Annotated in this window: 24 protein-coding genes and 2 pseudogenes; 15 read left to right on the forward strand and 11 right to left on the reverse strand. The window is 67.4% G+C overall.

Going from position 1 to position 23,707, the window contains the following annotated elements:
• Nucleotides 1-28: 28 nt before the first annotated feature.
• The 9 genes and pseudogenes from ACWCP0_RS32535 (at nt 29) to ACWCP0_RS32575 (ending at nt 7,517) form a co-directional block, all read left to right on the forward strand.
• Nucleotides 29-550 (forward strand): cupin domain-containing protein, encoded by a 522-nt coding sequence (locus ACWCP0_RS32535; RefSeq protein ID WP_451082347.1) that lies wholly within the window; start codon nt 29-31, stop codon nt 548-550.
• Between the two features lie 459 nt (nt 551-1,009).
• Nucleotides 1,010-1,774: an SDR family NAD(P)-dependent oxidoreductase gene (locus ACWCP0_RS32540; RefSeq protein ID WP_451082348.1), complete on the forward strand. Its 765-nt coding sequence runs from the start codon at nt 1,010-1,012 to the stop codon at nt 1,772-1,774.
• Between the two features lie 244 nt (nt 1,775-2,018).
• Nucleotides 2,019-2,414: a nuclear transport factor 2 family protein gene (locus ACWCP0_RS32545; protein WP_451082349.1), complete on the forward strand. Its 396-nt coding sequence runs from the start codon at nt 2,019-2,021 to the stop codon at nt 2,412-2,414.
• Between the two features lie 320 nt (nt 2,415-2,734).
• Nucleotides 2,735-3,271 (forward strand): ester cyclase, encoded by a 537-nt coding sequence (locus tag ACWCP0_RS32550; protein ID WP_451082350.1) that lies wholly within the window; start codon nt 2,735-2,737, stop codon nt 3,269-3,271.
• Nucleotides 3,272-3,293: 22 nt separating this feature from the next.
• Nucleotides 3,294-3,442, forward strand: a pseudogene (locus ACWCP0_RS32555) (IS701 family transposase); the annotation flags it as partial.
• A 333-nt stretch (nt 3,443-3,775) separates the two neighbouring features.
• Complete coding sequence (locus tag ACWCP0_RS32560) at nt 3,776-4,879, forward strand: NADH:flavin oxidoreductase (protein WP_451082367.1); 1,104 nt, start codon at nt 3,776-3,778, stop codon at nt 4,877-4,879.
• A 112-nt stretch (nt 4,880-4,991) separates the two neighbouring features.
• Entirely contained in the window at nt 4,992-5,552 is a 561-nt protein-coding gene (locus ACWCP0_RS32565; RefSeq protein ID WP_451082368.1) for a DoxX family membrane protein, read from the forward strand.
• A 274-nt stretch (nt 5,553-5,826) separates the two neighbouring features.
• Entirely contained in the window at nt 5,827-6,906 is a 1,080-nt protein-coding gene (locus tag ACWCP0_RS32570) for a CE1758 family FMN-dependent luciferase-like monooxygenase (RefSeq protein WP_451082351.1), read from the forward strand.
• Nucleotides 6,903-7,517 carry an FMN reductase gene (locus ACWCP0_RS32575; RefSeq protein WP_451082352.1) on the forward strand — a complete coding sequence of 205 codons (615 nt, stop codon included), beginning with the start codon at nt 6,903-6,905 and terminating at the stop codon, nt 7,515-7,517. The genes ACWCP0_RS32570 and ACWCP0_RS32575 overlap by 4 nt, the downstream gene beginning before the upstream one ends.
• A 457-nt stretch (nt 7,518-7,974) precedes the next feature.
• Here the strand turns inward: ACWCP0_RS32575 and ACWCP0_RS32580 are convergent, their stop codons facing one another.
• The 4 genes and pseudogenes from ACWCP0_RS32580 to ACWCP0_RS32595 all read right to left on the reverse strand — a co-directional run bounded on the left by ACWCP0_RS32580 (nt 7,975) and on the right by ACWCP0_RS32595 (nt 12,159).
• Nucleotides 7,975-9,405: a dihydrolipoyl dehydrogenase family protein gene (locus tag ACWCP0_RS32580; RefSeq protein ID WP_451082369.1), complete on the reverse strand. Its 1,431-nt coding sequence runs from the start codon at nt 9,403-9,405 to the stop codon at nt 7,975-7,977.
• A gap of 186 nt (nt 9,406-9,591) precedes the next feature.
• The gene (locus ACWCP0_RS32585; RefSeq protein WP_451082353.1) at nt 9,592-10,065 is read right to left on the reverse strand and encodes a VOC family protein; all 474 of its coding nucleotides are present in this window, start codon (nt 10,063-10,065) and stop codon (nt 9,592-9,594) included.
• A 151-nt stretch (nt 10,066-10,216) separates the two neighbouring features.
• A pseudogene (locus ACWCP0_RS32590) lies at nt 10,217-10,586 on the reverse strand (hypothetical protein).
• Nucleotides 10,587-10,815: 229 nt separating this feature from the next.
• Nucleotides 10,816-12,159, reverse strand: a complete 1,344-nt coding sequence (locus tag ACWCP0_RS32595; protein ID WP_451082354.1) for an epoxide hydrolase family protein — start codon at nt 12,157-12,159, stop codon at nt 10,816-10,818.
• 450 nt (nt 12,160-12,609) lie between these two features.
• Here ACWCP0_RS32595 and ACWCP0_RS32600 point away from each other — a divergent pair, with 450 nt between their 5' ends.
• Nucleotides 12,610-13,563 (forward strand): LysR family transcriptional regulator, encoded by a 954-nt coding sequence (locus ACWCP0_RS32600; protein WP_451082355.1) that lies wholly within the window; start codon nt 12,610-12,612, stop codon nt 13,561-13,563.
• Nucleotides 13,564-14,021: 458 nt separating this feature from the next.
• Here the strand turns inward: ACWCP0_RS32600 and ACWCP0_RS32605 are convergent, their stop codons facing one another.
• The 4 genes from ACWCP0_RS32605 to ACWCP0_RS32620 form a co-directional block, all read right to left on the reverse strand.
• Complete coding sequence (locus ACWCP0_RS32605; protein ID WP_451082370.1) at nt 14,022-15,491, reverse strand: UvrD-helicase domain-containing protein; 1,470 nt, start codon at nt 15,489-15,491, stop codon at nt 14,022-14,024.
• On the reverse strand, nt 15,488-15,961 hold the full coding sequence (locus ACWCP0_RS32610) for a hypothetical protein (RefSeq protein ID WP_451082356.1): 474 nt from the start codon (nt 15,959-15,961) through the stop codon (nt 15,488-15,490). Before ACWCP0_RS32610 ends, ACWCP0_RS32605 begins: the two co-directional genes overlap by 4 nt.
• 2 nt (nt 15,962-15,963) lie before the next feature.
• The gene (locus ACWCP0_RS32615) at nt 15,964-16,860 is read right to left on the reverse strand and encodes a DUF6083 domain-containing protein (protein WP_451082357.1); all 897 of its coding nucleotides are present in this window, start codon (nt 16,858-16,860) and stop codon (nt 15,964-15,966) included.
• 156 nt (nt 16,861-17,016) lie between these two features.
• On the reverse strand, nt 17,017-17,277 hold the full coding sequence (locus ACWCP0_RS32620) for a helix-turn-helix transcriptional regulator (protein ID WP_451082358.1): 261 nt from the start codon (nt 17,275-17,277) through the stop codon (nt 17,017-17,019).
• 651 nt (nt 17,278-17,928) lie between these two features.
• Between ACWCP0_RS32620 and ACWCP0_RS32625 the strand changes: the two genes are divergently transcribed.
• Both ACWCP0_RS32625 and ACWCP0_RS32630 read left to right on the forward strand, forming a co-directional pair.
• Nucleotides 17,929-18,492 carry a hypothetical protein gene (locus tag ACWCP0_RS32625; protein WP_451082359.1) on the forward strand — a complete coding sequence of 188 codons (564 nt, stop codon included), beginning with the start codon at nt 17,929-17,931 and terminating at the stop codon, nt 18,490-18,492.
• A gap of 563 nt (nt 18,493-19,055) precedes the next feature.
• A complete protein-coding gene (locus ACWCP0_RS32630) occupies nt 19,056-19,775 on the forward strand; it encodes a hypothetical protein (protein ID WP_451082360.1) in 720 nt (239 codons plus the stop codon).
• Nucleotides 19,776-20,056: 281 nt separating this feature from the next.
• Here ACWCP0_RS32630 and ACWCP0_RS32635 read toward each other — a convergent pair whose 3' ends face one another.
• The 3 genes from ACWCP0_RS32635 to ACWCP0_RS32645 are packed head-to-tail and all read right to left on the reverse strand — an operon-like array spanning nt 20,057 to nt 22,683.
• Nucleotides 20,057-20,644 carry an SMI1/KNR4 family protein gene (locus ACWCP0_RS32635; protein WP_451082361.1) on the reverse strand — a complete coding sequence of 196 codons (588 nt, stop codon included), beginning with the start codon at nt 20,642-20,644 and terminating at the stop codon, nt 20,057-20,059.
• A 43-nt stretch (nt 20,645-20,687) separates the two neighbouring features.
• On the reverse strand, nt 20,688-22,283 hold the full coding sequence (locus ACWCP0_RS32640; protein WP_451082371.1) for an ISL3 family transposase: 1,596 nt from the start codon (nt 22,281-22,283) through the stop codon (nt 20,688-20,690).
• Nucleotides 22,284-22,296: 13 nt separating this feature from the next.
• A complete protein-coding gene (locus tag ACWCP0_RS32645; RefSeq protein ID WP_451082362.1) occupies nt 22,297-22,683 on the reverse strand; it encodes a VOC family protein in 387 nt (128 codons plus the stop codon).
• Here ACWCP0_RS32645 and ACWCP0_RS32650 point away from each other — a divergent pair.
• The 3 genes from ACWCP0_RS32650 to ACWCP0_RS32660 form a co-directional block, all read left to right on the forward strand.
• On the forward strand, nt 22,682-22,831 hold the full coding sequence (locus tag ACWCP0_RS32650) for a hypothetical protein (protein WP_451082363.1): 150 nt from the start codon (nt 22,682-22,684) through the stop codon (nt 22,829-22,831). The two genes, ACWCP0_RS32645 and ACWCP0_RS32650, sit on opposite strands and share 2 nt — an antisense overlap.
• Before the next feature lie 65 nt (nt 22,832-22,896).
• Nucleotides 22,897-23,478: a dihydrofolate reductase family protein gene (locus ACWCP0_RS32655; RefSeq protein ID WP_155342472.1), complete on the forward strand. Its 582-nt coding sequence runs from the start codon at nt 22,897-22,899 to the stop codon at nt 23,476-23,478.
• A partial coding sequence (locus tag ACWCP0_RS32660) for a tyrosine-type recombinase/integrase (RefSeq protein WP_451082364.1) occupies nt 23,475-23,707 on the forward strand: 233 nt, incomplete at its 3' end. The genes ACWCP0_RS32655 and ACWCP0_RS32660, both read left to right, overlap by 4 nt.

Consider the following 23,707-nt stretch of genomic DNA (forward strand, 5'->3'; position numbering starts at 1 on the left):
ACCCAATCCAGATGAGAATCGAGATCTCATGAGCACTTCACCGCCCGAAGCGGACCCCAATGACCCGCGCTGGAACAAGCGTGGTGGGTTCCATGTGCCAGCCGGTCAGGGACCGACGGTGTGGGGAGCAGGCGACGTCTATACGATCAAGGCAACGGGCGCGCAGACGAACGGGGCGTTGGGCTTCATCGAGGCCACGGTTCCGGCGGGCGGTGGCCCGCAGGCCCATGTTCACCTCGACACGGACGAGACGTTCTACATACTCGACGGTGAACTTGAGTTCCTGGACGGCGACCACATCTTCACCGCCGTCGCGGGGGACTTCATCCACATCCCCAGGGGAACCCGTCACCGCATCAAGAACAGAGGCAATCACGCCGCAAGACTGATCTTCATGTTCACTCCCCCCGGCCAGGAACAGTTCTTCGCCGAGTACTGCCTGCCTGTCCGGCCTGGCGAGACGCCGCCGCCGCTGGACAACGCTCAGATCGCGCGGTTCGCCGAGGGGACCAAGGGCACGCAGACGTTCATGCTTCCGGAACCTTCCTGAGCCTGGTACCGGCCGAGTCCACTCTTCAGGGCGCATCGGCAAGTTGGCCGGCTTGAGAGTGGCGGCAGCCAGCCATGGCGGCGACCAACTTGGCTCGGGTGTGTCCGATCAGTGGCTGATCTTGGTCTTTTGAGGTGTGTGGTCGGTGGGGGTCAGGCGGCCCTCGAAGGCGATCTGGAAGGCGTTCCAAGGGGCCTTCCAGCGCATGGTCCACCGCACGCATGTCCTTGGATTCCTACTTCATCACCAGCCGCTCCGGAGCGCGGGTCAGCCCGCTCCCCCTGGGCACCGTGACGTTCGAAGAAGACCACGGCTGGGACCCCTGACCCGGACGAGTCGAACGCCATCCTGACGGCCTGCCTTGATCACGGCGGCAACTCCATCAACACCGCCGACATTTACATCACAAACACTCCGATACAACACAAACACTTCGAATCGATTAGAAGGAGCTGCTCTATGGGAACGCTTGACGGGAAGGTAGTGCTGATCACCGGCACCGCAGGAGGTCAGGGTCGCGTCGCGTCACTGATCTTTGCGCGAGAAGGCGCAAAAGTCGTCGGGTGCGACATCCAGGCTGATGCCAACAACGAGACGGTCGAACTGGTACGTCGCGCCGGCGGTGAAATGACGGGCATCGCGCCGGTCGATCTCTCCGACCCGGAGCAGGCGCGGCAGGTCGTTGAGGACGCCGCGGCCGCCTACGGCGGGCTCGACGTGGTCTACAACAACGCGGCCTATCAGCGCTTCGGCCCGATGCCCGATTTCTCTGTCGATGACTGGCGGGTGACCATAACCGGCGAACTCGACATCCCCTTCTTCGTGTCGAAGTTCGCATGGCCTCACCTGGTCCGGCGCGGTGGCGGCGTCATCATCAACGTCGCGTCCATGGCCGGCATGATCGCCGGCCGCGTCCCCCCGATGCTCGCACACACTGCAGCGAACGCCGGCGTCATCGGCATGACGCGCCAACTCGCACTTGAAGGTGCGCCTCATGGGATCCGTGCGGTGGCGATCAGTCCCGGGCCCGTTCTGACCCCGGCCAGCGACCGCGATCTCGGCGACAATCAGGCGGCCCGGGACGCGGTAACCAGCAAGACGCTCCTCAAGCGCTTCGCTCAGCCCGAGGAGGTCGTTGAGTTGGCGGCGTTCCTCGCATCTGACCGGGCGGCATACATCACAGGCGCCAACTACCCGGTCGACGGCGGCTCGACCGCCTGGTAGCGCTACCGGAAGCTCGCGCACATCGGACCGCCCCGCGGAAGCGCTCGAACGCGCTCGGCCCGCTTCCGCGCTGCGGCTGCTGCGGCGGAACTGCCAGCCCGGCCTCGCCGGATCGAGGCCCAGTGACAACGGCTGAACTGCGGCCGCCAAACGCTGATGAGCCTGGCCCATCTCCGCCGCGGCACCCACCTCTGCGCAGCTCGAACCCCCGCCTGGATGCGGGCACCTAACGAAGGGAAGAAAAATGAGTAAGTCACTGACCGACATCGGCAACCGGTATATGGAGCTAGTTGACGTGGCTCCGAATGATCCGCAGGCCTTCGACGAACTTATCGGCATGTTCGCCGAGGACGTATACTCGGCCCTTTTCACTGTCGCCAGCCCGATCCCGCGAGAGCTCCACGGGCGTGAAGCTCTCGCGGAGATGTACCGGGGATGGTACGAGACCGGGCCCGCGTACAAGCATCTGTGGAACGCCACTGTCATTTCGGACGACACCATCGAACTGCCCTACGTTTTTGCCCTGCGTTTCCCAGATGGCAAGTTGGCCGTATCAGGAGGTACCGACTGGTTCAAGGTAAACGCCGAGGGACTTATTTATGACCTCCGCAACGAGACAAAGCTCTTCGTGGGCCTGTGACTTCTGCCCGAAACTTGCGGACGGGCGAACGCTCGTTGCATCCGTTGGCAGATAGATTCCCCCGACGCTGATTGCGTCCGGTAAGAGTTCTCCATTGCGGGGTGAGGCATCATGCTTCACGCCTCTCCTGGCTAGATCGCCGTGCACCGGATCCTGCACAGGCCGGCGGCTCCGCCCCCTGGACTTGGACCGTTGAGGAACGGACCCGCCGGAGGTTGGTCAATTCGAGGGGCGTCGCAACACCTGGTCGGCACATAACCGATGAAGAGCGAATTCACCCAACAGATGACGGTTCAACAACATTTCAATAGGAGGTAGCGATGAAGCCATTTAACGGTCGGCGACGAATCCTTGGCGGAGTTCTTTCTGGGACTGCCCTGGCGGTCGTAGCTGTTGCCACTCCCTCGGTTGCGAGCGACACGGATGCGAGCAGGGAGCGGCCGAAAGAGATCGTTCGGGGGTTCTATGAGAGCTACAGTCAAAGGGATCTCGATGCGACATGGGACCGCTACATCCATCCGGATGCGGTGATGCATGTTCCCGGGTTCGACGACCGCGACTCCTGGTTGGTGGCAGACAAGCAGATTCTCGCAGCGTTCGGCGACCTCACCATAACGGTGTACGACCAGGTCTGGGAGAAGGACAAGGTGGCGACGCGCTGGCGCCTGGGCGGGCACCACACGGGGGAATTGTTCGGTATCCCTGCTTCCGGACGGTACGAGTCGTTCACTGCCACAACAGTTGACCGTATTCAGGACCATAAGATCATCGATCACTGGTCCGACGCAGATTTCACGGCCTTCCTCCAGCGACTTCAGGGTTCCTCAAGGTCTGAGACCGTACGACCCGGTTCGTGATCTTGGAAGGCAAACGATCGTGCTGGCCGCAGGTCACAGGTAGATTCCGCCCGCCGGCAGGAGACGTTTGAGAACCTGACAGGCCGGATAGCGGGACGGTTCGCGCGGGTCGGACCCAAGCATCGATTCGGGCAGTTGGCACTCGGACTGCTGTCAGACTTGCCACGCAAGAAGCCTGCCGCAGTTTGCGGTCACGCGGATCTCGAAATCGCCATCGTGAAAAATTCAGCAGCCCAGGCTGACGAGGAAGCCCTCGAAGAACGGCGCCCGCGGCTGCCCGAGCTTGGCCGTGCAATACGCCAAGGAGAATCCTGCGTTTTGGTTCTGCTGCCTCGACCGTCTGGCCGCTGGTCAGACGGTCGAGGCATCGTCGCCGCGCCGATTAAGCCAGCGGGGATCTCTTACGCGGAACCTGCAGAAGGTAACTTCCAGCGGACCTTCATCAGGTCCGGTGCAATTCATTTCCGAACCATTTTCCTCTGCTTCCCTATACAGTTCAGGAGCATCACAGTGACAGCCCCCGCAACACGGGCCCTGTCCCGGCCGTTCAGCCTGGGGCGACTGACCGTCCCCAACCGGATCGCCATGTCGCCGATGACCCGGTCATCCTCGCCTGGAGGAGTCCCGGGCGAGGATGTAGCCGCCTACTATGCGCGCCGTGCTGCTGCCGGAGTGGGTCTGATCATCACGGAAGGCACCTACGTCAACCATCCTTCAGCCGGCGAGGATGCTGCCGTGCCTCGCTTCTACGGTGAGGAGCAACTCGCCGGCTGGGCCGGGGTGGCGGACGCTGTGCATGCGGCCGGCGGACGCATCGTGCCGCAGTTGTGGCACATCGGCATGTTTCGGGATCCGAACCTGACGCCGTTCGAAGACGCGCCTGCGATGGGGCCGTCCGGCCTCACCCTCACCGGCACGGACCGTGGCGGTCGTGCCATGACCCGCGCGGACATCGACGAGGTCATCGGCGCCTACGCGCAGGCGGCTGCAGACGCGGAGCGGATCGGCTTCGACGGAGTCGAACTCCATGGGGCGCACGGATACCTCATCGACCAGTTCCTGTGGTCCTACACCAACCGGCGTACGGACGAATTCGGTGGCAACCCGGTGGCGCGGACACGGTTCGCTGCCGAGATCGTCGAGGCCATCCGCGAGAGAGTCTCGCAGGACTTCCCGGTGATCTTCCGTTTCTCCCAGTGGAAGGGCTACGACTTCGGCGCCCGGCTGGCCGACACTCCGGACGAGCTGCAGGCGGTGCTTGCTCCCATAGCCGATGCCGGCGTCAGCGCCTTTCACGCTTCCACCCGCCGCTATTGGGAGCCGGAGTTCGAGGGGTCCGACCTCAACCTTGCGGCCTGGGCAAAGAAGCTCACCGGCAAGGCCGCCATCACGGTCGGCTCGGTCGGCCTCGACGGCGACCTCACCCAGGACAGTGCCGCGCCGGCCGGGCTGGAACGGCTTGCCGAAGCATTGGAGCGCGATGAGTTCGACCTCGTCGCGGTCGGACGGGCACTCCTGGCCGATCCCGAATGGGCCAGGAAGGTGCTGGACGGCCGGGTCGACGGCTTCGTTCCGTTCACAAAGGAAGCAGAGAAGACGCTGTACTGACCTTCCCATTCGCCCACGTCGGCGTGCCGCCCATCAGCCGACACCCGGATACGAGTTCCTGCTCGCACACCGTGGGCCACCAACTGCACGCTCCTACCAAATGGGTTCACACATGTCCTCTTCGCCCAGCAACACACTGAACCAATCCGGCTCCTTCAACCTCCGTGCCGATGAGCCTGGGACGTTGCTGCACGCCTACGACGTTGGCCTGCTGCTGATCCGCTTGGCCCTGGGCCTGACCATGGCAAGCCACGGCGGGCAGAAGCTGTTCGGCTGGTTCTCCGGCGGTGGACTGGAAGGCACGGAGCAGTTCTTCACGTCCGTCGGCTATCCGTCGGGGGAAGCGATGGCTGTGGTGGCCGGGCTGAGCGAACTGCTCGGCGGACTCGGCCTCGCCCTTGGCCTGTTGACCCCTCTCGCCCGAGCGGCAGTCGTCGGCACAATGATCAACGCTGTGGCCGTGAAATGGGGCAGCGGCTTCTTCGTCCCGACGGGCGTGGAGTACGAACTCGCCCTTGCGGCAGGAGCGGCGGCACTGGCCATCACAGGCCCCGGCCGCCTCGCAGTTGACCATTATCTGCCCGGCATTCGGGCACACCGACTGCGCTACGGCCTTGCCGCTGTGGCCCTCGGCGCGCTGGTCGCCAGCGTTGTCCTGCTGACGCGCACCTGACCCTGGGCCGGCTCGACATCCTCGGCGGCCCGCGACCCAGTCGAGCGGCCGGTTCTGCCACCGCCCCTTCTCGGCTACGGGGACGGATCAGGCCCGCGTGGCGGCGAACGCGCGGGTGGCATCGTCCTGCGCCGGTGCGGACCACCCTGGACGCCGTGGGCCCCCCGCAGCACTGACGCCGCCTGCCGTAGCGGCATCGCCGGCCGAGCAAGAGCTGCCCGATTCGGCGTATCGATCATCAACCTGACATCCCATTGGACAGAGTGAGGCATAGATGCAATTCGGAATTTTCGGTGTGGGCGATGTGGTGCCCGACCCTGTGAGCGGGCGGCCCGCCACAGAGCACGAAAGGATCAAGGCCGTGGTGGAGCACGCCCACTTGGCCGAGGAGGTCGGGCTGGACGTCTTCGCGATCGGCGAGCATCACAACCCGCCGTTCATGCCCTCCTCCCCGACCACGATCCTGGGTTACGCCGCCGCGCGGACGAACAAGATCATCCTGTCCACGTCGACGACGCTGATCACCACCAACGATCCGGTGAAGATCGCAGAGGACTACGCGATGCTGCAGCACCTGGCTGACGGCCGGGTGGATCTCATGATGGGCCGGGGCAACACCGGCCCGGTGTACCCGTGGTTCGGCAAGGACATACGCGATGGCATCCCTCTGGCGGTCGAGAACTACGCCCTGCTGCGCAGGCTGTGGCGCGAGGAGGTCGTCGACTGGCAGGGGAAGTTCCGCACGCCGCTGCAGTCGTTCACCTCGACGCCCCGCCCCCTCGACGGCGTCCCCCCGTTCGTCTGGCACGGCTCCATCCGCAGCCCGGAAATCGCGGAGCAGGCCGCCTACTACGGTGACGGGTTCTTCCACAACAACGTGCTGTGGCCCAAGCGCCACGTGCAGGAGATGGTCGGGCTCTACCGCAGGCAGTTCGAGCACTACGGGCACGGGCCCGCCGACCAGGCCATCGTCGGCCTGGCGGCCCACGTGTTCATGCGGAAGAACTCGCAGCACGCCGTCCGCGACTTCCGCCCGTACTTCGACGCCTCACCCTCCTACGGCCGCGGCCCCTCTCTGGGGGAGACGATGGCCCGGACGGCGCTGCTGGTCGGCAGCCCGCAAGAGGTGATCGAACGGACGCTGGAGTACCGGGAGTACGCCGGCGACTACCAGCGCCAGCTGTTCGTCGTGGACGCGCTGGGGGTGCCGCAAGCTGACGTGATGCGGCAGATCGAGATGCTGGGCGAGGTAGTGCAGGTGCTGCGCAAGGAGTTCGCGGTGGGGCGTCCCGCCCACATCCCGGATGCGCCGACGCATGCGTCGCTCAAGGCGGAGAAGGAAGCTCAGCGATGAGGCGGAGCGTGGTGGTGGTATCGGCCGGTCTGCGGCAGCCGTCCTCGACCCGACTGCTGGCCGAGCGGCTGGCACAGGCCACCGACCGGCAGCTGCGCGAGCACGGTGAGGACGTCGACATCGAGTTCGTCGAGCTGAGGGACCACGGTCACGCCCTGGTCAACCACATGTTCGCCGGCTACGCCTCCGAGGAACTGCAGCACGTCTTCGACACGGTCGCCCGCGCGGATGCCATGATCGCGGTGACGCCCACGTTCGCCGCCTCGTACAACGGCCTGTTCAAGATGTTCGCCGACGCCCTGGACGACACCGCCCTGGCCGACAAGCCCGCCCTCATCGCCGCCACCGGCGGGACCGGACGCCACTCACTCGTACTCGAACACGCCCTGCGACCCCTTTTCACCCACCTGCATGCCGTCGTCGTCCCTACCGGCGTGTTCGCCGCACCCGAGGACTGGGGCGGCCTCGACACCACGGCGGTACCTCTGGATCGACGCATCGAACGGGCCGCCGCCGAGCTGGTCCGCGAGATCGAACACCGGGACCCGCCCGTCGTCCTCAGCGCCTACGAAACGACGACGCCGTTCGAGCAACTGCTCGCCGACGACTGAGCCCGGTCGGCCCCGACCCGAGCCCGACCGGGCACGACGGTTCGGGAGATCCCCACTGGTCACTGAGGACACTGACCTGGACGAGTTCGCCGTGGCTGAGGCCGCGTTGACCGCCGCCCTGAAGGGCAGCTGGGTCGTCCTGGCCACCCTGACCGCGCGCAGACCGAGCAGCAGCCGGGCCCGATCGTCTGCGGGTGGCGCATCGAGAACGGATGGCTGCAGGGGATGAAGCCGGGCACCACGCAGCGTGCACCCCGACCTCCGAGCAATCGAACGGGAATGTGGCCGACCACGACTGACCGACATGCTGATCGGCGGCGACCACGTCACGCTACCTAGAAGACCCGGCGCCGGGCGGACTGCGTGCTGCGGCGTGTCCTGGACTGTACTGCCATGACGACAGGCATCCAGATCGCCGCCGCCAGGCAAATCCTGCAACATCGACCGGGGCTCTCTCCTAGCCGCGGTGGGTCTCCAGCAGCCTCAGCCAGATCTCGCTGATCGTGGGGAAAGCGGGGACGGCGTGCCAGAGCCTGTCGATCGGTACCTCGCCGACGATGGCGATGGTGGCTGAGTGCAGCAGTTCTCCGACCGCGGGACCGGCAAAGGTGACCCCGGCTACGGTGCCACGGTCCAGGTCGATGAGCATGCGGGCCTGGCCGCGGTAACCGTCGGCGTACTGCTGGGCGCCTGCGACGTTGGCGAGGTCGTAGTCCACCACCTTGATTCTGCGGCCGCTTCGCTCTGCCTCACGGGTGGTCAGGCCGACGGATGCGACCTCGGGGTGGGTGAAGACGACCTGCGGTACGGCCGCCCCGTCGGCGGTGGCGACATGCGCGCCCCACGGGACGTCGTCGACCCGCTCTCCCTTGGCGCGGGCACCGATGACGGTGCCTGCGATCCGGGCCTGGTACTTGCCCTGGTGGGTCATCAGGGCACGGTGGTTGACGTCGCCGACGGCGTAGAACCAGCCGTCGGCGACGTCGGTCACTCGGAAGGTGTCGTCCACCTTCAGCCAGTCGCCCGGGGTGAGGCCGATGGTCTCCAGACCCAGGTCCCAGGTGCGCGGGGCTCTTCCGGTGGCGAAAAGGATCTCGTCTGCGACCAGTTCGCCGCCGCCTGTGAGGGTAAGCCGCACCTCGCCGTTCTCACGCGCCAGGCGGGTCACGGACGTCCCGAACCGGACGTCAACGCCTGCGTCGCGCAGCCCCTCGGTGACCAGTTCACCGGCGAACGGCTCCATCCGCTGCAGCAACCCGTCCTCGAGAACCAGCATGGTTACCTCGGACCCGAGCGCCTGCCAAGCGGTGGCCATCTCTACAGCCACGACACCGCCGCCGACCACAGCCAGGCGGCCGGGCACACGGTCGGAACTGGTCGCTGCACGGCTGGTCCAGAACCGTGCGACGTCCACACCAGGGATGTTGGGGAGGGCCGCGCTGGTGCCAGTGGAGACGGCCACCGCATACCGCGCCATGAGGCTGACTGTGTCGCCTTCAGGGGTTTGCACGCTGACCTGGCGAGGCCCCGTCAGCCGGCCGTGACCGCGTATGAGATCGACCGAGACCGAGTTCAGCCAGTCGACTTGGTCTTCGTCCTTCCAATAGGAGGACATTTTGTCACGGTGTGCGAGGACGGCGCCGACGTCCAGCGGCCCGGCCACTGCGTGGCTCAACCCGGGTACGCGGCGGGCGTCGGCACGCGCCACCACCGGGCGCAGCAGTGCCTTGCTGGGTTCGCAGGCCCAGAACGAGCACTCGCCGCCGAGCAGTTCGCGTTCCACGATCACGGTGCTGAGCCCGGCTGCACGGGTGCGTTCGGCGACGTTCTCGCCGACCGGCCCTGCGCCGATGACGATCACATCGTAAGTACGGGAGGTCTCGCTCATCATTGTTCCGTTCATTAGTGCTTGTTACTCGGTTACGGCTTTTGCCGGTTTGGCTGCTGGCCCGTGTGCGGTGATCTGGGACTTCCGCGATGCACGGCGGTTGCTGCGCCGGGAAGTGCCGGGGATTTTCCGGGCGGTTCGCTATTCGACTCGGTGTGTGATGGCCACGGCCGGCCGGTGTGGTTGTCAGCGGCCGGGGAGGCGGTTCTTGACCTCCTGGAGGACCCAGCCGTTGCCGTCGGGGTCGCTGAAGGTGAGATAGCTGCCGTAGGAGGCGCGTTCGGGGTGCAGGCCGGGCAGGCGCTTCTGCCCGTCGCCGTCGTGGATGACGCCGCCGGCGTGATGGCCGTGGTGGAGGAGTCCTCCGGCGTCATGGAAGATGTCGCTGGCCTCGATGCCGCGGGCGGTGAGTTCCGCGTGGGCTTCTGCGATGTCGGAGACGATCAGGTAGAGGCCCTGGGTCGAGCCGGGGGCGGCTGTGGTCGTTCCTTCGCCGAAGACAATCGAGCACTCCGAGCCGTTCGGCGTGAAGTGGACCGCCCGGAAGTCTTCGGTGACGGTGTAGTCGATGTCCAGGCGGAAGCCCAGCTGCTCGTAGAAGGCCTTGGCCCGGTCCACGTCGGAGACGGGCAGCACGATGAGCTCGAGTTTCAGGTCCATGAGGGAATCCTTTGTTTCCTTGGTGTGGGGTACGACTCGGCCGGTCCCGTGATCTGCGGTAGCGGTCGGCTGAGGGCGCTGTCACGTTGTCGGATGTATGGGTGTCTGACGGCGCGCCAGGGCATGGCGGGCTTGCGGTCCGGGCCTGTGTTCAGGCCGTGGTGGGCGGGCCGACAGCGCCGGTGATCCGGTCCCAGATCGCGAAGCAGATGGTCATTTCGCAGGCTGTCCTCAGGTGGCGGCGGGGCTGGAAGTGGGGTGAGATGCCGCTGAACGCGGACAGGAACCGCTGGGCTCCACCGGTACTGCGGAAGCCCTCCTGCGGCTGCGCAGTCCGTCGGCGTAGGCCTGCCCGAACTTCCGGCACCACCGCCGGACCGTCTCACAGGAGACAATCACGCCGCGCTCGAGCATCAACTCCTCCACCTCACGGACAGCGGGGAGCGGAATTGGAGCCACACACGGTGGGAGATCACCTCGACCGGGTACCGGTCCCCTGTACGACGGGACGCGCTCCCCACGGATGATCCCCCTCCACCGTGATCAGCCCGAGCGTCCTCCCACGCCATCCGCCAGCGTGACCGTGCTGTCCTGACGACTTGTCATGGAGGCTCAGACACAGCTTCTCAGCGTCCAGACGTCCGTGAGGGCGAGGTGGCCGCGTAGTCAGGGGCGACCGGGGGGCTTGGAGGTGGGCCGCTGGGTCGTGCCGCCGAGCGGGGGCGTGTGCCGTCGGTCGGACACGGTCACCTAGCGAAGTGAGCGGAGGCCGGCACGAACTTCTTCGACGAAGAACTCCGGCTGCTCCCAGGCGGCGAAGTGGCCGCCCTTGGGGAGCTTGTTGTAGTGGACGAGGTTCGGGTACGCCTGCTCTGCCCAGCTCTTGGGGGCCTGGTAGAGCTCGTTGGGGAAGACGCTCACCGCTACCGGGAGGGAAACGCCCCTGGCGCCGAAGAACGGGATACCGGCCTCAGTGTTCTCCCAGTACAGACGCGCCGCGGAGATCGCCGTGTTCGTCAGCCAGAACAGCGTGATGTTGTCGAGGACGTCGTCCCGCGTCAGGCCTTCCCTGTGTCCGGCGAAGGCCCGGGAGATCAGCGCCAGGCTGTCCCTGTCGTGGTCGAGCATGAAGGCCGCCAGGCCGACCGGCGAGTCGGCCAGTCCGGTCAGCGACTGCGGGCGCGAGCCCATCATCAGGGCGTAGGCGACGTGACGGTAGAAAAAGTCCAGCTGCTCGACCGCACGCTTCTCCTCCTCGTTGGAGAGGACGACGTCGGACGGCAGGGGGTTGCCGGCCGCGATCGCCTGCTCGATGGCGGGCGGCAACACGCAGGCCATATTGGTGTGGATACCGACCAGCCCTTTGGGCTGCTGCACAGCCATGACGTCGGTGACGATCGCACCCCAGTCGCCGCCCTGCGCGGCGTACTTGGTGTAGCCGAGGCGCTTCATCAGCTCGGCCCAGGCGCGTGCGATGCGCTCGGGGTTCCAGCCGGTCGTAATCGGCTTGCCCGAGAACCCGTAGCCGGGCATCGACGGGATCACCACATGGAACGCGTCCGACGCCGTCGCGCCGTATGCCGTGGGATTGGTGAGCGGCTCAATGATCTTCAGCTGCTCGATGATCGAGCCGGGCCATCCATGCGTGACGATCAGCGGCAGAGCATTCTCATGCTTCGAGCGGACGTGGACGAAGTGAATGTCCAGGCCGTCGATCTCGGTGATGAAATGCGGCAGAGCCTCCAGCTTCGCCTCGACCTTGCGCCAGTCGTACTCCTCCGCCCAGTAGCGCGCGAGCTGCTTCATCGTCGCGAGCTGCGTGCCCTGCGACTGATCCGTGACGGTCTCCTTCTCGGGCCAGCGCGTGGCCACGATGCGCCGACGGAGATCGACCAGATCCTTCTCCGGGAAGTGGACACGGAAGGGGCGGATGCTCCCGCCCGCTGCCGAACCCAGGCCGGCCCCCCTCCCGGGTACCGCTGCAGCCGACTGGGCGGGCGACAGACCGAAAGATCCCGCGACCGCCGCAGCCGTCGCCGCGGCCGAGGCGGAAAGGAATGTCCGCCGGGAGTGCGGCGGAATCATTTCAGACATGGTGAACCTCCTGGGGATACTCGCCATTCAAGGGTTGGACGCGTGGACTCCGATGACGGCCAATCCGTCGATTCGGCAGACCTGCGACCAGGCGTGGGACGGCCGCCAGTGCAGCCGGTCGATGCACGTCAGCGTCCGCAACTCCGCGAGGACGGATGGGCCGCCCCGCCGGGCCGGGGCATGTGCCGGTCGAGGGAGCCGCGGGAGCCGATGTACGCATACACATCTCTTACGATGCGTGGAATGAGACAAAAGGTCTAGTTAGTTATTTTTAGTTGATTGAGAAGAATGTCTGAATTATTCGAGGGGGTGCGGCGCGACCGATACCCAGGGAGACCGACGGGCCTGGAGGCGGCGGGTCGCCCGGGAGCGCCGGGAGAACCAGGGCGACCCCTTGGCCGATAGAAGGCTATGCTTGATTGTTCAGATGCAATACGTAAGGAAGCCTTCATGCTTGACGTGAGACGACTCCGGATCCTGCACTACCTGTCCACCTACGGCACGGTCGCGGCAGCGGCGCAGGCGCTGCATCTGACCGCTCCCGCCATTTCCCAGCAACTCGCGGCGCTGGAACGGGAAGTGGGGCTGCCCGTCGTGGAGAAGCAGGGGCGCACCCTGCGCCTGACCCATGTCGGTGAGCTGCTGGTGTCCCACGCCGACATCGTGCTGAGCGATCTGGCTGCCGCCGAGTCCGATCTGGAGGCCATCCGCGGTGGCGGTCACGGCATCGTCCGCATCGCCGCCTTCGCCTCCGCGGCCCGCACTCTGATCGCTCCGCTCTGGAAGCGCATCCTCGGCACGGAGGAAGGAGCCGACGTCTCGTTGATGCTGGAGCTCCTCGAGCAGGAGCCCGACGCGGCCCTGGAGTCGCTGCGCCGCAGGGACGTCGACCTGGCCGTCGTCCACGGGTACACGGTCCTGCCGCGGGACTTCCCCGCCGGATGCGAGCAGACCAAGCTCCTCGAGGAACCCGTCCTGCTCGCGCTCCACCCCGATCACGCCGCCCGCATGAAACTCGGGCCGGGCGAGCCCGTGGACCTGGCGCGCCTCTCCGGCAGCTCCTGGCTCACGCCGGGCCCGGAGACGTCCTGTTACGAGATGATCCAGCGTGCCTGCGGTGCGGCCGGATTCGTTCCGACCATCCGGTCCCGCAGCAGCGACTTCTCCGTGCTGGCGGCGCTGGTTGCCGCAGGGGCGGGAGCCGCCCTCCTGCCCCGCATGACTCTCCCGGACGCGACGCCGGGGCCGATCAGTCTGCACCCCCTCCTCCACCCCGTGACCCGCACCATCTACACCGTCAGCCGCAGCGGCACGTCCCGGCGCCCCGACATCCGCCACCTCGGAGAACTCCTGCAGCAGGCAGCAGCCGAAACCGGGGTGATCCTGCAGGAGGAACACGGCTGAGGGCGCCGTGGATCCCGGAAACGCAGAGGACGGGTTCGGGATGGCTGGTGCGGGCGCCCGTGTTTGAGGTCGCGGGCGGCTAGAGGCCGGCCGTCGCGCAGCGCTCCGGATCCACTCGCCTTCGCGAAGGCGTTCTATCAGCACCTTGTAACGCAGTCGCTCGGCGAAGCCTCCCTGGCGGCTCGCCTCGCCGTCCGCGAGGAAGGCCGAGACCCGAACCGACCGCCTACGCCGTGTACGGCAGCCCGTCGGCACATACTGCAGCGGGCTGATCACCCTGGCTGGTGCAGTGAGTACCAGGGCCTTGTACGGGCTTTAACGCACTGGGGCGCCCTAGGCTGACTGCCGGGCTGCAAGTGGAGATGCTGCAGGTCCCCTCCCTGCAGCACGCCGATCATGGCGTTCTCCTCCCATCGGCAGTCGTCCTCGCGGTAGCCCGCAAACGCCTGTGCTTACGGTCAGCCGCTCTCGCATGGGGGACCGGGGTGATGGTCGATCCATGAAAGGCCGCCGCGATCAAGACATGCTCGGGCGCGGGTGACGGCGACGTAGGCGAGGCGGGCTTCGGCGTCGTCGATGGGCCCTGGAATGGGGTGACCGTTGTCGTCGCGCTGGTCGGTGTCCTTGGGTGGGGTGAAGTCGTCGGCGATCTTCACGGTGGGCCATTCGCGGCCTTTGGCCTTGTGGGCGGTGGAGACGGTCACGTCGGCCTGTGGTTCGTCGTCGAGTCGGTCGACAGCGCTGAGGATGGCGTCGGTGCCGTGCTTGTCGATGAGGTCGACGAAGGGCTGGAGGTCGCCTCCGGCGGGGTCGTGTGCGGCGTAGTCCTGGAGGTCGCCCCAGGTGTCGAAGAGGACGAGTTCGGGGTGGTGGGTGCGTCGACCGGACTTGAGGTCGTCGGCGGCAAGGGCGAGGGAGCGCAGGCTCTCCCCTCCTCCGACGAGGGCGACGCGCTGGCCAGCCTCGAGGGACTGCATGACGTGGGTCATGGCTCCGACGTTGGTGCGGCACAGGACCGCGTGAGGCTGTTCGAGCGGGCCGAGTTCGGTCGTGAGACTGGTGCTGCCATGGAGGCGGATAGGTGATCCGGCGAGGGCGAGCCAGCGGTTGGCTTCGGCGGCGAGATCGGGCCCGAAGCGGAAGGACTGGGACAGGGCGAGCGTGGTGCCGTCGAAACCGGTCATGACGTCACGGGCACCGCGCCAGTGGTAGATGGCCTGAGCGGAGTCCCCGACCATCACCAACTGAGCGTGCGCCCGTTGTGCGTTGAAGACCTGTTCGACGACGGGGTTGGTGTCCTGGGCTTCGTCGAGGAGGAGGAAGTCGACTTCGATGACCGGGCTCGTGAGGGCCCAGATCTTGAGGTAGTGGTCGTGTTCGAAGCGCACCACTCCCCCATCGGGGTCCTGCAGGTCCTTCCATGCCTTCTGGGCGAACGGCAGTACCACCTTGGCGAGCTGGGCGTGCTGGCCGGGGGCTTCGAGGCCGCGCATGCGGGGGACATGGTGGCGGCGCAGGGCGGGGTCGGCGGAGTGGCAGAAGCGGGTGAGGGTGCGGAGTGTGGCGTGGGCGAGGGCGCGGGGTGTGAGGTCACGCTCGGCGATGCGGATGGGTGTGGTGATGCCGAGGGCTTGGCCGGTTTTCCAGGCGGGTTGGCGTGGGGCGTTCAGGCGGGTCCGGTATTGGTGGCCGAGGGCGGCGTAGGCGAGGGCGTGGGCGGTCTTGCAGGTGACGGTGGCCGGGAAGCGGGTGGCGGCGTCCTGGGCGATGGCGCGGTTGTAGGCGAGGTAGCGGCCGCGGCGTCTGGTGCCGTGGGCGAGCAGTGCGAGGGTCGTGGTTTTGCCGGTGCCGGCCCCGGCCTGGAGGACGAGGTGGTCTCCGGCGTGGAAGCGGTCGGCGGCAGCGGTCTGTTCGTCGGTGAGGTTCAGCACGTGGTGGCTTCCGGGGTGGCGAGTGCTCGGGCTGCGGCCGCGAGGAGGCGGTCGCGACTGGTGGCGGACAGCACGGCCTGCAGGGCGTGAGTGAGGCGTTCGACCTCCTGGCGGTCGATGCGCTGCAGTGCGTCGGTGAGGGCTTGCTCGACGAAGGTCTCGACGTCTTGGCCGTGGTGGGATGCGGCGTTGCGGACGACCGCGTCCGTGGCGGGTGTGAAGGCGACGTTGAGGGTGATCTGGCCGTGAGTGTCCGGGTAGTGGGTGGCCAGGATGTCGATGGGAAGCGTTTCGTGGAGCGTGCGGCGCAGTCGGTTGAGGGCGCGGCGGGGTGTCTTTGCCTGGGTCAGGGTCAGCAGGCGGGTGCTGTCGTGGTTGGCGGCGAGCGCCGTGAGGCGGCTGGCGTGGTCGAGTTCTCTCTGGCTGGCGGGCCTGGTCAGGGTGATCTCAAGGGCGTGGTGCGGCACGGTTACGACTCCCGGTGGGCGGGCGTCGTCCGGCAGGGCCGTGTCCCGTGCGGGCGGCTGCGTGCGGTGTCGGGGAGCCGGGTGTGGATGTGGGGGTGGTGGATGAGCGGGTCGAAGACTTCCCAGCCGGTCAGGGCGAGGTCGGGCGCCCTGTGGGTGGCGGCGTGGAGGGGGCAGCGCTGGGTGCGCCAGCGCAGTTGTTCGGTGTAGGGCAGGTGGCTGAGGTCGTAGACGGCCATGGGTGTGGCGGGAAGGCTGAGTTGGCCGTGGGCGGGGGTGGCGGGCAGGAGTTTCCAGGTGCCGGCCTGGTGGGTGGGGTCGAGGATGGGCTGGGTGCAGCGGCGGCGGGTGCGGGTCTGTGCCACGCACTGGATGTCGTCCAGGGGCGAGGCGGCGAGGTAGCGGCCGTAGAGGAGTTGGACGACGGGCCGGGCGGGCCGGCACGCAGCAGGGTCGCAGGGTCTGGTGGCGGCGGGTCGTGGGGTGAACGAGCCGTTGTCGGTGAGGCGGCGGGTGTGTACGGCGAGGTGTCGGCGGAGCTCTTCGAGCTGCGGCGTGAGCGGTGTGGTGGTGGGGTGGGCCGGGCACAGGACGCGGTGCGGGATTCGGCACCACGGGGTGCCGTCGCCGGCGGGGTGGGCGATGCCGGAGTCGACATGCCAGCGACAGGCAAGCGGCACTGCGGCCGCGGGCAGTTCCCGCGGGTGCATGCCGATGGGCCGGTGGTCGGTGCGGTGGTGCCAGGTGATGCGGTTGCCGCAGTCGCGGCAGCAGCTTGTCCGAGCCGTGCACAGGAGACGGCTGGGGCTGGTCACGGACAGCCGCAGGGACCGCAGACGGTGCGGGCGGATCGGGGTGCCGTCCCAACGGCGGCCGGATGAGGCAGTGGTGGAGCTCATAGCGGCGAAGGTGACAGGCGGCGCGGCGCAGACACGCGGTCGGTGCCGTCAGTGTCCTGCGATCGGATCAATCCGAGGGAACAACCACTCGAACCGTCGTATGCCCGTTCGCTCCCGCTGACTCGTCGGGGTGATTCGCCGTCGGCGAGGCGGAGGCTATTCCGTTGGGGCGGGAGGCTCGTGGCCCTCGCAGAGGGTGGCGAAGAGCTTGTCGACGGGGACGTTCAGGGCGTGGGCGAGGGCGTGCCAGGTCTTGAGGGTTCCGATGGTGCGGCCCTGCTCGATCTCGATGAGGGTGCGCCTGGCCAGGCCGCTGCGGCGGGCCAGTTCGTCGTAGCTCCAGCCGCGTTCGCTCCTCAGCCGCGCGAGCTCCAGGCGGAGCGCGGTGAGGTTCGGGTCGGGCGGGTAGATCGTCACTCCACCATCCGACGGTGCAGAGCCATGCCCTGTCAGTGCAGACCTCTGCCCTATTTCTGCAGGTGGCCGCCACGCATGCCACAGGGCAAAGGTCTGCACTACGGTGTGCCGCCGACACCCCGCCAACTTCCCGGGTGGCGGCGGCTCCCGGCTGAAGGCAGGAGGAACGGGCGCCCCATGAGGCTGTGCACCCTGCGCCCCCCGGTACGGCGCACCTGGACCGTGGAACTACGCCCGCAGCAGGGCGGACCCGTGCTCTATTGCCCCCTGTGCGCACCACGCGGTCACGCCCTCACAGCCTCTGCGGCCCGGCCCGCAGTCCTGGCACACCTGGCCCACCACGCGCGGCACGATTTGCTGCCGCCGCATCTGCGCACCTGCCAGTGCCATGAACACGGATGCCGGTGGCATCCACGCCACCGGGGCTGCGCCGGCCCGATCCTGCTCGTCCTCGCCCGAGAACGCGGAGGTCGTCTCTGGCGTCTGGCCGACGTCTGCGCCGCCTGCGCGGGCGCCACACCCGGCAGTGCCGTCGTCCCGGACACCGCCCTCGCATCCACCTCGGCGAGGCCCGATACCGGCCCCGGTCCCGCCAGGTCAAAGCGCGTCAGGCTGCCCCGTGGCGCCGCCCCGGCGGTCCGTGTCCGCGACATGCTCAGCTACCTCGCGGCCGCGCTTCCCCCGGATGTGAGCGCCGAAGGCCGGCTCCTCGCCCTGCAGTGCGCACTGCGCAGCAACACATCGGGACAGGTACATCTCCCGGCCGGCCTGCTCCGCGGCATGCGCCTGGCCCACTCCCCCGCGCCCTGGGACGAACTGGAGGACACCCGCTGGCTGCACCGTCCGCCGCACCCGACAGGGAAGTTGGGGAATGGAGCTGTCGCCGCGCAACTGCTGGATGCGACCGTCCTGACCCAGGAGCCTGCGCGGCGCGACCGCCACCGGGCTGCCGACTGGGCCCTGTACGTCGCCTCCCGGCCACGGCTGCGCACCCTGCCTGCCACGGACCGTCTCACCGCACTGGTGCTCGACGCGTACCACTCCCCCACCGCCGGGCGGACCAGCTTGGAAGCGGAGCGCCTGACCCGTGCCTGCGGTTTCGATCGGAAGATGCTGACCGCGACACTCGATCGTCTCGTCACCGTGAACGCCGTCGGAGCGTGGACGTTCGAGCCAGTCACCGACGACGTGTCCTGGGACCCGCTTCCTGCGTGAGAGCTCTGCTCGCGGCCGTCGGAGGCAGCGCGCCTCGTGTCGCAGGCCGCGGGTGGTGGCGGCGCACCAACAGGCTCATACCGCGAGTCTTGCTGCGGATGAGCGCCCCCATTGACAGGCCCGCCTGCCGAAAGGAGATGGCATAGCCCCGGCGACGTGGCTCAGGCCAGCGGTCCACCGGGGCTTTCGCTGTGAGATTACCGCCTCCCCGTCGCATTGCAGGACTTGCCATCACGGCTGCCCTGTGGCCCTTGGGTATTCGCTGACCCGCATACAGGAACTGCGCCAAGAGCTGCCGGTCTTCCCTGAACGCCCGCGTCCGCTCTCCCGGGCCCGCCAGGCACCTTCCATCATCTCCGCATGCACATTCTCACCCGGTATAACCAAGGGCCCCAACCGACCCCGTACACAAGGGAAATCGTCTCGCGCCACCGGGCCACCAACGCCCCCGGCACCTGGCGGCCGGATGAGGTGATGTGCAATCCGCTGTGCAATAGCCTTACTCTGCAGTCACAACAGCGAGCATTTCCCAGATACTCACCCTCAATTCTCAGGAGCACACCATGACAACGGCGGCCACTGCAGCAAACAGCGTTGATGCGACAACTGCCCTGCTCCAGGTGGAGCTTCCTCAGCTCGAGGAACTCCAGCAGGCACTTCAGAAGGAGCTTGCTGCCGTTTCGGAGCGTCTGGAATCGGTCCGCGGCGCCCTGACGGCACTGAGCACCCTGTCGGCCACCACAATCCCGCAGCCCCGCGCCGCCGAGACCCCTGCCCCCGCTGACGCCGAAGCGACATCCGCGGACTCGGCCTCGAGCGAGCCTGCCGCCGACACGAGCCCGGAACCCGAGCCGGCCACCGGCGAAGCTGTTGCGACCGACGAGCCCGCGGTGGCACCGCAGAAGCCAGCAACCCCGCGCAAGGCCCGCAAGACCAACGCCGGCACCACGAAGCGGGCCGCTGCCAAGCCGGCCGACAAGCCGGCCAAGCGCCGCCCGGCGACAAAGCCCGCCCCTGCCAAGACTGCGAAGAAGACCAAGCAGTCGCCAAGCACCACGCCCTCGGACACCGTTCAGGACACCGGCGGTCTCACCGAGCAGGTGATGGCCGTCCTGGCCCGCAAGGCCGACGTCCCGCTGCGCGCCAGGGACGTGGCCGAGGCTCTCGGCCGAGGCGACAGCACCGGCGGCATCAACACCGTCCGCAGCACCCTCGACCGCCTCGTCGCCACCTCCCGCGCCCACCGCGCCGGACGCGGCCTGTACCAAGCCCCCGCCAACTGATTCATAGCCAGGCGAGCCGGGAACGGAAATCGATGCCGCCGCAGCAGTTCGGGCGCTGTTGCGGGTCATCGCGCCAAAGGAACCACTCGCACCTCCTGGCTGTCTCAAGCACCACCGCCAGGCTGCCTTGAGCGACGAAGCACGCCATTGGGATTGGCGGTCTATGTCACGGGGCAACTCTTCTCCTCGGATCTGCAGCGAGGGGGTCGTATGGCACGCAGGAAGTCTCTGGCGGCGCAGCTCGGGTTCTGGCTCACTTTCCGTGGAGCGGTTGCGGAGCGTCAGATCTTCGGAGCCATGCGATGGCGGTTCGGATGGGCACGAAGTTGAGGCGAGGTGAGTTCCAGGGCCTGGTTGTCGCGTCCGGCGCGCATGTGGTTGAGCCAGCGTTCGTACCAGTCGAGGAAGTCGGTGGCGGAGGAGACGTTGGGGCCCCAGTACCCGTCGCTGTTACCAATGAGGACGCGGCCGGTGAGTGGACCGGTCACCGCGAGGACGCATACGTCAGTGCAGCCCATCTCGATGATGTGGAGGAAAAGGTCGCCTTCGTGTGCCCCGGGTCGCGCGCGGATGAAGCCGCGGGGTGTCCCTGCTCCTTCGCGCGGATTCATGACCAGCAGGGAACACCGCTCCAGCGGCACGAGGCCGTAAAAAGGGGCCGCGCCTGAGCCGCCGATGTTCGTGAGGAACTGCCGATAGGCATCGGGAAGATCGATGCCGTGCTTGGCCTCAAACGCGACAACACGTGCTTCAGCCAGCTTCGGGCCGAGGCAGAACTGGTGCTGCTCTTCCCCGAAGGAGTGGCTGCGCAGTGGCTGGAAAGGGATCGCGGCCAGCTTACGACGCAGGCGGGGTATGCGGGGATCCATGGTGCATCTTCTCTCGTCCCTGTCACACTACGGGCGGCTGTGGTCAGCTGGCCAGAAGAACCCTCTTCCGCAGGAGAGCGAAGCCAGCCCGGCCGAACATCTGGCGTTTGAGCATCTTGATTCGGTTGACGTGCCCTTCCACGACTCCGGAGCTCCAGGGCAGGGTGAGGCCGGCGACGACGGCGTCACGGTCACGGTCGATGCCCGTGGCGAGGGTGTGGAGCCCGGGCAGGTCATCTTGGCGGACGGCATCGAGCCACTCGGGCAGCCGTTGGCCCTGTCGCTCGGTGAGGATCTGAGCGAACGAACGGACGTGCCTGGTGAGGGCTTCCAGTTCGGGGCAGTGGGCCAAGACGGCCTTCATCCGGAGCTGTTCGCCCGCGGAGAGGGGCTCGGGGTGCCGGAGGATCCAGCCGGCGACCGTGCGGGGTGAGGGCGGGGGTGCGGTGACCGGGTCGGACGAGAGGCGCTTGGTGCGGAAGTAGGCGCGAACTCGCTGGTAGCTGCCGGTGTAGCCGAGTGGCGCGATCTCCTCCCATGCCTTCCAGGCGTTGGTGGAGCCCTGGTTCCAGCGGTCGTCCAGGTAGGGCTTGTACTCGTCGAGAACGGAGGGGCGGCCCTGCCACTGGCCGTGAAAGAGGTCCTCCGGGGTAGTGGCGTCGGCGAGGAGTTTGATCGTGCGGTAGGTCATGCCGAGCTGGCGTTGGATCGCGCGGCGGCTATGGCTGGCGGCCAGCAAAGCGTGGACAGCGGCGTGGTTGGCCCGGGTTCTGTCGGCGAACCTGTGGCCCGTCGGCCACGGCGAGCCAGGAGGGTCAGCCGGTTCTTCCTCCGGTTCCTTGACCTGCCGGGGCGGCTCGGGCGCAGTGCCACGCAGGCACCCCCGATGGTCGGCGACACACCGTTCAGCGGCTTCGCTGAGGTTGTGCCAGAGGTGCCAGCGGTCCGCGACCTGCACCGTTTGAGGTGCCCCCGCGGTGGCGCCTTCGGCAAAGAACGGGGCTCGGTCCCGGCAGACGACCTCGATCCCTGGCCTCTCGGCCAGCCAGGCGGCCAGGCTCGATGCCTCCCGGTCCGGCAACAGGTCCACCAGCCGTCGCGTCTCGACGTCGACCAGCACCGTGCCGTAGTGACGGCCCTTGCGCGTGGCGTACTCATCGACGCCGACCACCCGTGGGGTCGGTAGTTCCGGTTCGGGCAGCGCCTCGACCAGCCGCAGCACCGTGCTGCGGCTGACCGACACCCCGAACACACCCGCCATCCTGGCGCCCGCCCGACCAGCAAGGGCGAGACCGACCGCCGCCAGCGTCGAACGCAGACGCTCGGTCCGCCGGCCGTACCGCCGGGTCAACTCCGGCACCTGCTCAACGAATGTCTGCCGCGAACACGAAGCGACCCGGCAGGCGAACCGGCGAACCCGCAGACACAGCACCACCCGCAGCCCCGCGCTGGGCACATCCGCCGGAAACCGCAGGTAGGAGCTATGAACCCGACTCGACCAATTCCGGCATCCCGGACACTCCGAACCGGACGCTGTACTGCCGGCCTCGACCCGCACCGTCTCGTCTTCCACGTCCACCGCCACCACCGCCACGTCCGCGATCGACGGGAACAGCAACTCCTCCAATTGGAGGACCACTTCTTCCACGGCCTCAAACTGTCAGCCATCCGAGATCGCCCCGGATCATTTTCGGGCGACTTTCCATGGATCGGTACGACCAAGAACTGTCACTCAGCGTGCCCGCGTCACGGAATTTGAGCCAGAGCCCAGTCTCTCGTGAACAAAGCCACGCGTCCGTGAGCCGGGCGGTGGCCGCGGCGACGTCCTCGGTGGAGGCGACCTCGACGCCGAGGTGGTCCAGGCGGGTGTCCTCGCCGGCTTCGCCCTCGATGAGGACGAGCTTGAGCGGCGGCTCGGTGACTGCGATGTTGGCGTAGCCCTCGCGGCGCTTGGCCGGCTCGGTGCCGAACAGCTTGGAGTAGAACGCGATCGAGGCTTCGAGGTCGGCGACGCGCAGGGCGAGCTGGACACGGGACATGGCAGGCTACTTCGACCAGGCCCACTTCGGCCACGAGTTCCGGGCGTTCACCGGGCTCACGCCGACCCGGTACGTCGAAGTCCGGCGGCGGTTCCTGCGCGAACATCCCGGCCACGCGCTGGACGGCTGGCCGCTGCCGGCCGATTGATTTCTTACAAGAGCGACAGCTCACGACACGCTAATTTGGGGCACCCCAAAGCAGAGGAGAGCCCCGTGGGCAAGGTGGTCATGTACAGCTCGGTGTCGGTGGACGGCTTCGTCGCGGACGAGAATGACCAGCCCGGACCGCTGTTCGACTGGTTGTCCAGCGGTGACGTCCCGTTGGACGAGAGCGGCGAGCTGAAGGTGTCGCAGACGTCCTACGACTACACCCGGCCGTATTGGGACCAGATCGGAGTCACGATCGTCGGCCGCCACGTCTTCGACCTGACGGACGGCTGGGACGGGAAGCCTCCGGGCGGGATCGACCACGTGGTCGTCGTGTCGCACCGGCCGATGCCCGAGGGCTGGGACCCCGAGGCGCCGTTTCACTTCGTCGACGGCGTCGAGGCAGCCGTGGCCAAGGCGCAGGAGCTTGCGGGTGACCGCATGGTCGAGGTCGCCGCTGGCGACGTCGGTGGCCAGGTGCTTGCCGCGGGCCTGATCGACGAGGTGCGCATGGACGTCGTACCCGTCGTGTTCGGGTCCGGTAAGCGCTACTTCGGGTCGGTCCATGCGCAGCACCTGTTGGAGGATCCTGACGTGGTGATTCAGGGCAACCGGGTGCTTCACCTGCGCTATCGGGTGCGCCGTTGACCGACGACGCGGGCAACCTCGCCCTGTCCGCCCACATCCTCCGCCACACCCTCGCCACCAACCTGCTGCGCGCCGGCGTCGACATCATCGTCGTCGCCGAACTGCTCGGCCACGCCCGCCTCGACACCACCCGCCGGTACATCAACCCTCGGGAATTGCATCAGCCGGGCGAGAACCCGCAGGTCGCCAGGTCACAGCGAGGGCCCGAAGGACTCCGACACCACTGCGA

The sequence above is a fragment of the Streptomyces sp. NPDC001970 genome, from assembly GCF_053594115.1.

Coding starts and splice junctions, on each gene's coding strand:
- ACWCP0_RS32570 (WP_451082351.1), top strand. CDS start 5,827: ATGCAATTCGGAATTTTCGGTGTGGGCGATGTGGTGCCCGACCCTGTG.
- ACWCP0_RS32585 (WP_451082353.1), bottom strand. CDS start 10,065: ATGGACCTGAAACTCGAGCTCATCGTGCTGCCCGTCTCCGACGTGGAC.
- ACWCP0_RS32535 (WP_451082347.1), top strand. CDS start 29: ATGAGCACTTCACCGCCCGAAGCGGACCCCAATGACCCGCGCTGGAAC.
- ACWCP0_RS32650 (WP_451082363.1), top strand. CDS start 22,682: ATGGCAGGCTACTTCGACCAGGCCCACTTCGGCCACGAGTTCCGGGCG.
- ACWCP0_RS32580 (WP_451082369.1), bottom strand. CDS start 9,405: ATGAGCGAGACCTCCCGTACTTACGATGTGATCGTCATCGGCGCAGGG.
- ACWCP0_RS32615 (WP_451082357.1), bottom strand. CDS start 16,860: ATGAGCTCCACCACTGCCTCATCCGGCCGCCGTTGGGACGGCACCCCG.
- ACWCP0_RS32545 (WP_451082349.1), top strand. CDS start 2,019: ATGAGTAAGTCACTGACCGACATCGGCAACCGGTATATGGAGCTAGTT.
- ACWCP0_RS32645 (WP_451082362.1), bottom strand. CDS start 22,683: ATGTCCCGTGTCCAGCTCGCCCTGCGCGTCGCCGACCTCGAAGCCTCG.
- ACWCP0_RS32575 (WP_451082352.1), top strand. CDS start 6,903: ATGAGGCGGAGCGTGGTGGTGGTATCGGCCGGTCTGCGGCAGCCGTCC.
- ACWCP0_RS32595 (WP_451082354.1), bottom strand. CDS start 12,159: ATGTCTGAAATGATTCCGCCGCACTCCCGGCGGACATTCCTTTCCGCC.
- ACWCP0_RS32540 (WP_451082348.1), top strand. CDS start 1,010: ATGGGAACGCTTGACGGGAAGGTAGTGCTGATCACCGGCACCGCAGGA.
- ACWCP0_RS32600 (WP_451082355.1), top strand. CDS start 12,610: ATGCTTGACGTGAGACGACTCCGGATCCTGCACTACCTGTCCACCTAC.
- ACWCP0_RS32630 (WP_451082360.1), top strand. CDS start 19,056: ATGACAACGGCGGCCACTGCAGCAAACAGCGTTGATGCGACAACTGCC.
- ACWCP0_RS32625 (WP_451082359.1), top strand. CDS start 17,929: ATGCTCAGCTACCTCGCGGCCGCGCTTCCCCCGGATGTGAGCGCCGAA.
- ACWCP0_RS32565 (WP_451082368.1), top strand. CDS start 4,992: ATGTCCTCTTCGCCCAGCAACACACTGAACCAATCCGGCTCCTTCAAC.
- ACWCP0_RS32635 (WP_451082361.1), bottom strand. CDS start 20,644: ATGGATCCCCGCATACCCCGCCTGCGTCGTAAGCTGGCCGCGATCCCT.
- ACWCP0_RS32550 (WP_451082350.1), top strand. CDS start 2,735: ATGAAGCCATTTAACGGTCGGCGACGAATCCTTGGCGGAGTTCTTTCT.